Here is a 9,291-nt window from a genome sequence, read left to right on the forward strand (position 1 = left end):
CCAGATTAAGTTTTATAAGCTAGGCCATAAACAGCCTAACAATAAACCTTATAAACGATATTTAAAGTTTAAGTTGATAGAACGTGGGTCATTTCCTTCTACTAGTATACCGTTTGGTGTTGAAGCTACGCGGCTCTTATCAAACATATTGCGAACAACTAATGAAATATCCCACTGATCAAGTTCGTAGTATGTTCCAAAATCAAACTCTGCGTAACCAGGTACGTTATAATCGCCATCATTACTATCAGATTCAGCTCGCATACCTAAAGCAAAACGAACTGGTTCACTTTGCATTGCATAACTATTCCAAATAGAAAGCGAGTTGTAAGGGGTGTAATCAGCTTGAACTCCCTCATCATCGCCATCTGTATCTGATGCATCTGTATATGAGTAATTAATTTGGCTCGTGATTTGATCAGTTACACGTAACAATGCATTAATTTCAATCCCAGTCGATTTGAAGTTTTCTCCCGAACGTTGCACCAATACGTCCTTATCACCACCTACATCTATCTTATCAGTGGCATTTTTAGTATTAATGTAGAATAAAGTGACACTTGTACTTAATCTTTCATCAAAGAAATCACCTTTGAAACCTAATTCATAGTTATCACTTTCTTCTGGTTTATAGTCAACACCGTCTTGGCCGTATTCTACTAAAGTAGAAGTATCTATTGGCTCAAATCCTTGGCTGTATGAAGCAAACACATTCATATCGTCAGTTACTTTATAAACGATACCAGCATCATAGATAAAGTTCGATTCAGTTTGGTCAAAGCTACCATCGCTTGCGCTTTTTTCTTCACCTTTGTAATGTGTATAACCAACTCCTAATGCTAAGGTAAAGTCACCTAGACTAATACGATCCTTCAAGTATAAGTTAATCTCATCATCAGTAGTTGTTTTATAATCAACATCTTTTAGTGAGTCTGGCATTAATGTATAAGTTTGATCGCTAGGGTCTAATACATTGATCGTATTCGCGCCTAATGCATCATCGTTATCTTGGAAGTTACGAGCAAACTTAACTTTTTTGTTTCGTACATTTACACCGGTAATTAAGTGATGTTTTAACGCTCCTGTATCAAATTTACCTTGTGCATTCGTATCAAGTAATAGATATTCATCTTCACCTTGAGAATAAACCCATTTCCTTTCTAGAGTGGTTGCACCAATAGGACTACCAAGACTAGTACTAGCATATAAATCTTGCGCACTAGATTCTGTTTTTACGGCTGCAGCGGTAGCATTTAACGTCCAGTTTTGTAATTTATGTTCTGCATTTAATTCAAAGGTAGTTGATTTATTTACGCCTTTATCAAGTGGGCTACCGTAATAAGCACTGCGATCAATAATGCTACCAAAACTATCCGTTGTATTACCTAGCGTACCGTTTACGATATTTGATGTAATAACACCATCGCTATAACTACTACCGCCGGTTGTTTCACGGTTAATGTATTCAAAGCGTGGTGTAATACGAGTATTTTCACCGACTTTAAAGGTTAGAGATACATCAATCGCTTGCTCATCTGTTGAGCGCCCATCCTGGAACTCCTCACCATCAGGCGTTAACTCTGCATTAACACGATACAATACATTTTCACTTAATGGACCTGTTGAATCAATATTAACTGAAACTTGATTTCTTTTAAAATTACCTGTGTCATCTGACACATAACTACGCGTATTTAAACCTAATGTAGTTTCAGATTCTTCTTTTGGTTTTTTAGTGGTCACATTGATTAAACCGCCACCGACACCTGAGCCATATAAAATCGCATCTGGGCCATTTAAAATAGTCACAGACTCAACGTTATAAGTACTTGGGGAGCGTGAACCTGTACCCGCTTCACCGCCTTGCATTGAACGTAAACCATTCACCATAAAACTATCGATATTTGTTTCAATCCCGCGGATTATCACCCTTCGGTCTGCAGTACTGCTAGTATTAATACTAGTAGCATATTCGGCAATATCTTTTACGTCACGAGCACCGGTATCTTCAATTTGTTCTTTTGTCACTTGCACGACAGATCGCCCTGTGTCTTTTAAAGACAAATCCATTTTAGTCGCTGTTTTATCTACCGCATTAATACCTTCTTCCGATTTTCCGACTACGGTAATGGCATCTATATTCGTTGTATCGCTTTGAACTTCTTCGGCGATTGCAACAGGAGAAAGCGCACTAATTAATGCAGATCCTACGGCTAAAGTGGTCAAGGGTTTTGTATGTTTTAAGAACTGGCTAGACATGATCTAATATTTCCTTTTTAGATAATTTTCCACAATGAGAATGAAGCGACTTGAGGCGCTATGGAAAGGTGAAAAGGAATCTATATGATAATAGTTATCACTCAAAATAAATTTACATTCTTTACATTTGAAGGTGGGAAATAAAAAAAGCAGCTAACTAAGTAGCTGCTTTTTCACACATTTTGCTTATATTTTGTTAGCCCCTCACTAGAGAGTGCTATTTAAGCATCCTATGACTAATAACGAACTTGGACTGTTGCCATGAAGTTACGACCTTCGCCAACAACTACATTCTGAGCGCCATTGCTTTCGTAATCGTCACTTGTTGAACCACCACCAGCATAGTATTCAGTGTCTAGTAAGTTTTCTACATTCAAGCGGAATACCAGATCTAGATCTTGATCGTATTGGTAAGTATGCGACAACCCTAAATCAAAGCGTGTGTAAGCATCTTTTTTATAGGTATTGGCAGCATCACCATAACGAGAACCTACGTAAATAGCCCCTAAGTTAACGTCAGTGCCTTGGCCCACTTGGTAACGAGACCATAAGCTAGCAGAGAATCGAGGAACATCTGCAGGTCGATTACCTTGGTAGTTTTCATCTTTAGTGTATTCAGCATCTAAATAAGTACCTGTACCACTTAATGATAATGCATCAGTAATGCTGCCTTGGAAGGCAATCTCTGCACCACGATGAACACGCTCACCCGCTTGCGTCACTTCATATGCATCTGAAGGGCCGACATTGATAGTAGAGTTTTCTTGAGTAATTTCAAAAATTGCACCAGAAGCAAATAGGCGATCATCAAACAACTCCCACTTTGTTCCTAACTCGTATAATTTACCCGTAACTGGGTCAAGTGACGCACCATCGTTTATTGCTTTTGTATCATTTACATCAGATAAAGGCTCAAAACTTTCAGAGTAGGTAACATAAACTGAACCATTACTCACTGGATGATAGATTAATGCTAATTTAGGCACGATTGCATCTAGCTTTTCATCGGACTCACCACTGTCACCAGGTGTAACCTTTATGTCATAACGCAAACCACCTAATACTTGCCACTGCTCATTTATCGTCACCATGTCTTGTATATAAAAACCATAGTTATTGTATTCAGAGTTACTTATTGTCGCGTTTTTTGAGGTATCGATCGTAGGAGAAGCTGTTGGTTCACCAACCGTCGTCGTTGAGCTATTGAATGAGTACTGTTCACGATCATAACTATAACCTAACCAGTTAGTCCCAATTAAAAGTTTATGATCTAAACTACCCGTTTGGAATTCACCTACTAAATCTGCACTAGCTGTTTGGAAAATCCAGTTATCTGAACGATCATTACCACCTTGGTCATAACTCGTACCATTAAAACTCGTTTCAGTAGGGTAACTTTCAACATCATGACGTTTAAAATCTTGATAATTATAGCTTACGTTTAGCGACCAGTTCTGGTTTAACTGCGCATCAACAGCAAGGCCAATATTTTCTACTTCATTATCAATGTTTGACCATTGTGAATCCCAAATATAATCATCACCTAGCACCGATTTACCATCGACAACATAAGCACCTGAATCAACGCCACCATTATCAGTTGTACGATCATAATGAGCAGATATTGTTACATCATCATTGATATCATATTCAACAAATAAACCACCAACAAAACGCTCCGTTGAAGGCTCAGAACCATCACTATAACTACGATCTGAGTCATAATTTTGTTTAGATAAAATTAGACGACTACGAAGTGTACGGTCTTCATTTAATGCGCCACTTACATCTAATGAAGTACGTGTTGAATTATTTGAACCAATATCTTGGCTAAAGACAACATGTGTTTCTGCTGTTGGCTTTTTAGATACCATGTTAATAAGACCACCAGGTGCTGATTGACCATATAATAAACCAGCAGGGCCTTTTAATACCTCAACAGATTCTAGTAACTCAACAGGCTGACGATAATGAGACCAATGCTGTTTACCATCACGCAAGTACCCGCTACTACTACCTAACTCAAAACCACGTAATGAAAAGCGCTCACGGTTTCGGCTATCACCACCAGCAGAAACACTCGAATCATTTTTTAACACATCACCTAATTTAGTTGCTCGTTGCTCATCAATTATTGTTTCATCGATAACAGTTACCTGTCCAGGTGTTTCAAGCTGTGTCATCTCCATACGCATTGAGCTTTTACTGCTGTCTACTTTATAGTTATCTTGCTCACCAGTAACCACCATTAACTTACCAGGTGCAGCTTGCGTTTCCGCTTCTGCGTGAAGCATTGATGACGTGAGTGCTGCGCTGACCAACAGAGCCAACTGACTTTGCTTAAACATATTCCACTTCTCCCAAGTGTTTAATGCCAACCTTTAAAAGACCTATTCCTTTATACTTTTACCTAAACAGAATATTCATTTAATAAGGTCGGTTTAATAATAAAATCAATTCCATATGAGTAAAAATATCTCGTTAGATGGAAACAATGAGAAAGAATTTATATGATAATAGTAATCAATAACAACAAAATTACATTATTTACATTTATCAGTGGAACTAAAATGACAAAAAGAAGTCTTGGGGGAGAGTTAGTGATGCATGGCTAAACTTGATCGCTTGATAGAGTGCCTTACGACAGGCACTTATATTGAAATATTAGGGTTAGATTGCTTACAAAAGACACAATGCAATAACTGACAAGTGTTTTACTCGTTCAGAAAACGTATAACCTTTACCGTGTACGGTTTTGATATGTGACTTCGACAGTCCCACCTTACTCATCTTGCGACGAATATTACTGATATGTACATCTAAGTTACGATCAAATGCAGTGAGTTCTTTTTTTAGGACATTTTTTTGTAAGCTCGCTTTAGAAACAATATCGCCATTACGCTGACTTAAATATTGTACTAATTGGGTTTCTGTATCTGTTAACGGTAAACGAGAAATCATCGATGAAAATTGTTCTCCACAACACTCAAATGATAAGCGCTTCTTCTCTAAATCAACACGCCTTAGCACGGCTTCTATATGCACCATTAAGCTATCGCTAGAGAATGGTTTATAAAGATAAAGATCTGCACCAGATTTTAATGCATCCATGGCGATTTTATGAGCGGTAGGTTCACACAATAATAAGATTGGCGTACTAACCTTTTGGCGAATTCTATGGATTAGAGCAAGTATATCTTGGTGAGGTAAGGACTGGTCATCTAGTATCACTAACTCAACATTTTGTTGTTGTAGGTTAGCGAGTAAACTTTCAGCGTCATTATGATAGGAAATCTCTTTAGAAGATGTTTCTAAAGCTTGAGCTACTTTTTGATTTTCCGAGATGTTATTAATCAACGCAATGAAAGACATAAAAAACCTTAAAAGAAAATAATAACGATAATGATTCGTATTTTACTTTTAAGGTTGAATGATTACAATCATTGTTTTAAAAATAGGTAATGAAAAAGGCTTTAACCACAAAGCCTTTTTACTACGTTAAGTATTAAGCACTCAATGAAGTTGCTTGATTAAGGTTAATACCACTACGACTTACTGCATTAGCAACTGCTTGCATAGAAGCGGTTACAATATCACCACACTGAGCGGCCGCACAATAACGTTTACCTTGAATACTAATTTGTACGTAAGCCATCGCTTCTGCTTGCTGGTTCTCAGCACCAAACTTACTTGGTAATGCATGCTCAGAGTAATCAATTAACACAATATCGTTTTGAATATTGTGGCTTAACCCTTTCACAAATGCATCCAACACACCTTTACCATGACCATCAATTTCAACCATTGCATCAGGTGTTTGTAACTTCGCTTGTAAAGTATCAACACTTCCTTCGCGATTTAGCTGATAATTAGCCACTTTCACTGTTTGTTGTGGGTTTAAATAAGTACCAGTAAAGATTTCTTTAATCATTTGAGGCCCAACTTCAGCCTCACTATCTTCAGCAAATGCCTGGATATATGGACTAAAATCAACCTGCATCCAACGTGGCATTTGAATACCGTAATCTTGCTCAAGTACGTAAGCAACCCCCCCCTTACCTGATTGGCTATTAATACGAATCACCTGTTGATAGCTACGTCCTAAATCACGAGGGTCAATCGGTAAGTAAGCAACTTGCCAATGTGCATTAGGATCTTCTTTACGCTGTTCAGCATCAATACTCATACATTTATTAATTGCATCTTGGTGACTACCAGAGAATGCCGCAAATACCAATTCTCCAGCGTAAGCATGGCGAGGGTGAACAGGTAATTGAGTACAACGCTCTACTGTTGAGATAATACGATCCATATCAGATAAATTTAATTCAGGATCAATACCTTGGCTATAAATGTTCATAGCCATTGTGACAATATCCATATTACCTGTACGCTCACCATTTCCTAATAATGTCCCTTCGATACGGTCAGCCCCTGCTAACACACCTAATTCAGCAGCAGCAACACCACAACCACGGTCATTATGAGTGTGTAAGCTAATTCTTACTGCATCGCGGAAGCTAATATTGTCATTGATCCACTCTATTTGATCGGCATAAACGTTAGGCGTTGAAACCTCTACTGTCGCAGGTAAATTAACAATAACTTTATTGTCAGGTTTTGGTTGCCAAACATTAATCACGGCATCACACACTTCTAATGCGTAATCCATTTCTGTTCCAGTAAAGCTCTCTGGAGAGTATTGGAAAGACCAACGAGTATCAGGTTGCGCAGCAGCCATCTCTTTAACCCATTGTGCACCTTGAATAGCAATGCCTTTAATTTCTTCACGAGATTTTTTGAAAACTTGTTCACGTTGTACTGTTGATGTTGAATTGTATAAATGAACAATCGCTTTTTTAGCCCCTTTTAAAGCTTCAAAACTACGCGCAATTAACGGCTCTCTCGCTTGTGTTAATACTTGAATCGTCACATCATCAGGAATTAAATCTTGTTCAATTAATTGACGAACAAAATCAAAGTCAGGCGCAGAAGCAGCCGGGAAACCAACCTCGATTTCTTTAAAACCAACATCCACTAATAGTTTAAACATCTCTAGCTTTTGACTTGGGCTCATTGGCTCAATAAGTGCTTGATTACCATCTCTTAAATCAACACTACACCACTCAGGTGCAACCTTGATAACTTGATTCGGCCAACGTCTGTCAGCTTTCTGAATTGGGGTAAAAGCACGATATTTTTTATGATTAAAGCTAGAAACTTGGTTACTATTAGTTGGCATAATACTTTTCCTAAAAACGATTGATAGTGTATTAACTATTAAAATGGATATCCGAATTAGCGAGTAGGCTCATCTTGGTAAGAGTGTTGCCCCCCAGTTTCCGGTTAGAAACGTCGCTCGCTATCCATGAACAAACTATAGCGAACTTTATTGAGAGAATGATTGCAAAGTTGCCTCAACAAACACATTATATTGCAATATATAACTACAATGTAATTAAAAATTAGTTTTTAACTTCAACACTAGAGATTAATATGCAATCTATACTCAAATTAGACCGAACAGACAAACAAATATTGCAATTAATGCAAGAAAACGCTCGTATTAGTAATTTAGAGCTAGCAGACAGTATTGGACTGTCCCCAACTCCTTGTTCGCGCCGTGTTAAACGCTTGGAAGAGTCGGGTATCATCGATAAACACGTCACCCTATTAAAAAGCGCAAAGTTAGGCTTAAATTTAACAGCGATGATCGGGATCAGTATGGATAGGCACACTCCCGAACGATTTGAAAAATTTGAAGCCTCTATTACAGCATTGCCTGAAGTATTAGAATGTTTAATTGTAACAGGACAATCTGCCGATTTTTTATTAAAAGTGGTAGTACGAGATATGCAACATTATGAACAGTTTTTACTAGGACACATAACCAAACTCGAAGGGGTCACCGGAGTTCACTCTAGTTTTGTGTTAAGGGAAGTTGTTAAAAAAACAGCCTTACCACTAGATTAGTTTGTAATTACAAGTCACTTTATTGATTAGTTAAAGGAACAAAACATGCCATCAACAACCCTAGATAAAATAATAGTCGAGCCAACTTCTACAGCCACCAGCTGCGTTATTTGGCTACATGGATTAGGTGATTCTGGTGCAGGGTTTTCGCCTATCGTTCCCGTATTAAAATTACCGAAAGATCATCAAATACGCTTTATCTTTCCCCATGCTCCTGAGCAAGCCGTTACGATTAATCAAGGTGCAGTGATGCGCGCTTGGTATGATATTAAAGAAATGAATCTACATAACCGTGCCGATATGAAAGGCGTACTTGAGTCTGAACAATCACTTGATGCTTTAATTCAAGAGCAAATTGATAAGGGGATTGCAGCAGATAAGATAATCATCGCTGGTTTTAGCCAAGGTGGTGTTGTCGCTTTATTCACCGGCTTAAGATACCCGCAAAAATTAGCTGGTGTTTTAGCAATGTCATGCTATTTACCTACTGCAGATAAATTACCCGATGACCTATCAGCAATAAATCAACAAACACCTATCCTACAAATGCACGGTACACAGGATGAAGTGGTTGTTATGCAAGCAGGTAAAATAGCCAATGAACTCTTAGTCAATGCAAATTACCCCGCTCAATGGAAAACTTACCCGATGGCCCATACGGTTGTCCTTGAACAATTAACCGACATTGCTAACTGGATCCAAGAAAAATTAGGGTAATTTGATACCTTTCATCTTGTTTTAAATATAGGTAACAGTTTATCCCGATAGCTTTATTTATGTTTGGGAAACTCAATACATTTATCTAGATTAATTAAGCAAATAGACTAGGATTCAAACTTAAAGGGAAATGACCAATGACAGAGACTCACACAGGATCTTGTTTATGCGGCGCCGTAACATTTACAATGAAAGGTGACTTTAAAAAGTTCTTTTTATGCCACTGCAGTCGTTGTCGCAAAATAATACCAATTATATTAAATAAGTGATCTAAATTTTGCGCAGGAAAAATGTAAGCGTCTAGCAAACCACACCTATTTTTTGAAATTCCATGGTAACAGG

The 9,291-nt window shown here is 37.9% G+C and carries 7 protein-coding genes; 3 read left to right on the forward strand and 4 right to left on the reverse strand.

Annotated features, from left to right (window positions below):
* Window positions 1-48: 48 nt before the first annotated feature.
* The 4 genes from V6256_RS10560 to leuA all read right to left on the reverse strand — a co-directional run bounded on the left by V6256_RS10560 (window position 49) and on the right by leuA (window position 7,501).
* Window positions 49-2,259, reverse strand: a complete 2,211-nt coding sequence (locus V6256_RS10560; RefSeq protein WP_341598174.1) for a TonB-dependent siderophore receptor — start codon at window positions 2,257-2,259, stop codon at window positions 49-51.
* Between the two features lie 236 nt (window positions 2,260-2,495).
* Window positions 2,496-4,607 (reverse strand): TonB-dependent siderophore receptor, encoded by a 2,112-nt coding sequence (locus V6256_RS10565; RefSeq protein WP_341598175.1) that lies wholly within the window; start codon window positions 4,605-4,607, stop codon window positions 2,496-2,498.
* A 331-nt stretch (window positions 4,608-4,938) separates the two neighbouring features.
* On the reverse strand, window positions 4,939-5,631 hold the full coding sequence (locus V6256_RS10570) for a response regulator transcription factor (protein ID WP_341598176.1): 693 nt from the start codon (window positions 5,629-5,631) through the stop codon (window positions 4,939-4,941).
* A 133-nt stretch (window positions 5,632-5,764) separates the two neighbouring features.
* Window positions 5,765-7,501, reverse strand: a complete 1,737-nt coding sequence (gene leuA, locus V6256_RS10575) for a 2-isopropylmalate synthase (RefSeq protein WP_341598177.1) — start codon at window positions 7,499-7,501, stop codon at window positions 5,765-5,767.
* A 254-nt stretch (window positions 7,502-7,755) separates the two neighbouring features.
* Here leuA and V6256_RS10580 point away from each other — a divergent pair, with 254 nt between their 5' ends.
* From V6256_RS10580 to V6256_RS16550, 3 genes are all read left to right on the forward strand, one after another.
* Window positions 7,756-8,232 carry an Lrp/AsnC family transcriptional regulator gene (locus V6256_RS10580; protein ID WP_481133289.1) on the forward strand — a complete coding sequence of 159 codons (477 nt, stop codon included), beginning with the start codon at window positions 7,756-7,758 and terminating at the stop codon, window positions 8,230-8,232.
* Between the two features lie 45 nt (window positions 8,233-8,277).
* Complete coding sequence (locus tag V6256_RS10585; protein WP_341598178.1) at window positions 8,278-8,949, forward strand: alpha/beta hydrolase; 672 nt, start codon at window positions 8,278-8,280, stop codon at window positions 8,947-8,949.
* Between the two features lie 188 nt (window positions 8,950-9,137).
* Window positions 9,138-9,218 carry a hypothetical protein gene (locus tag V6256_RS16550; RefSeq protein ID WP_481133290.1) on the forward strand — a complete coding sequence of 27 codons (81 nt, stop codon included), beginning with the start codon at window positions 9,138-9,140 and terminating at the stop codon, window positions 9,216-9,218.
* The last annotated feature ends 73 nt before the right edge of the window (window positions 9,219-9,291 follow it).

The organism is Psychromonas aquatilis (assembly GCF_038155185.1).
GTDB lineage: Bacteria > Pseudomonadota > Gammaproteobacteria > Enterobacterales > Psychromonadaceae > Psychromonas > Psychromonas aquatilis.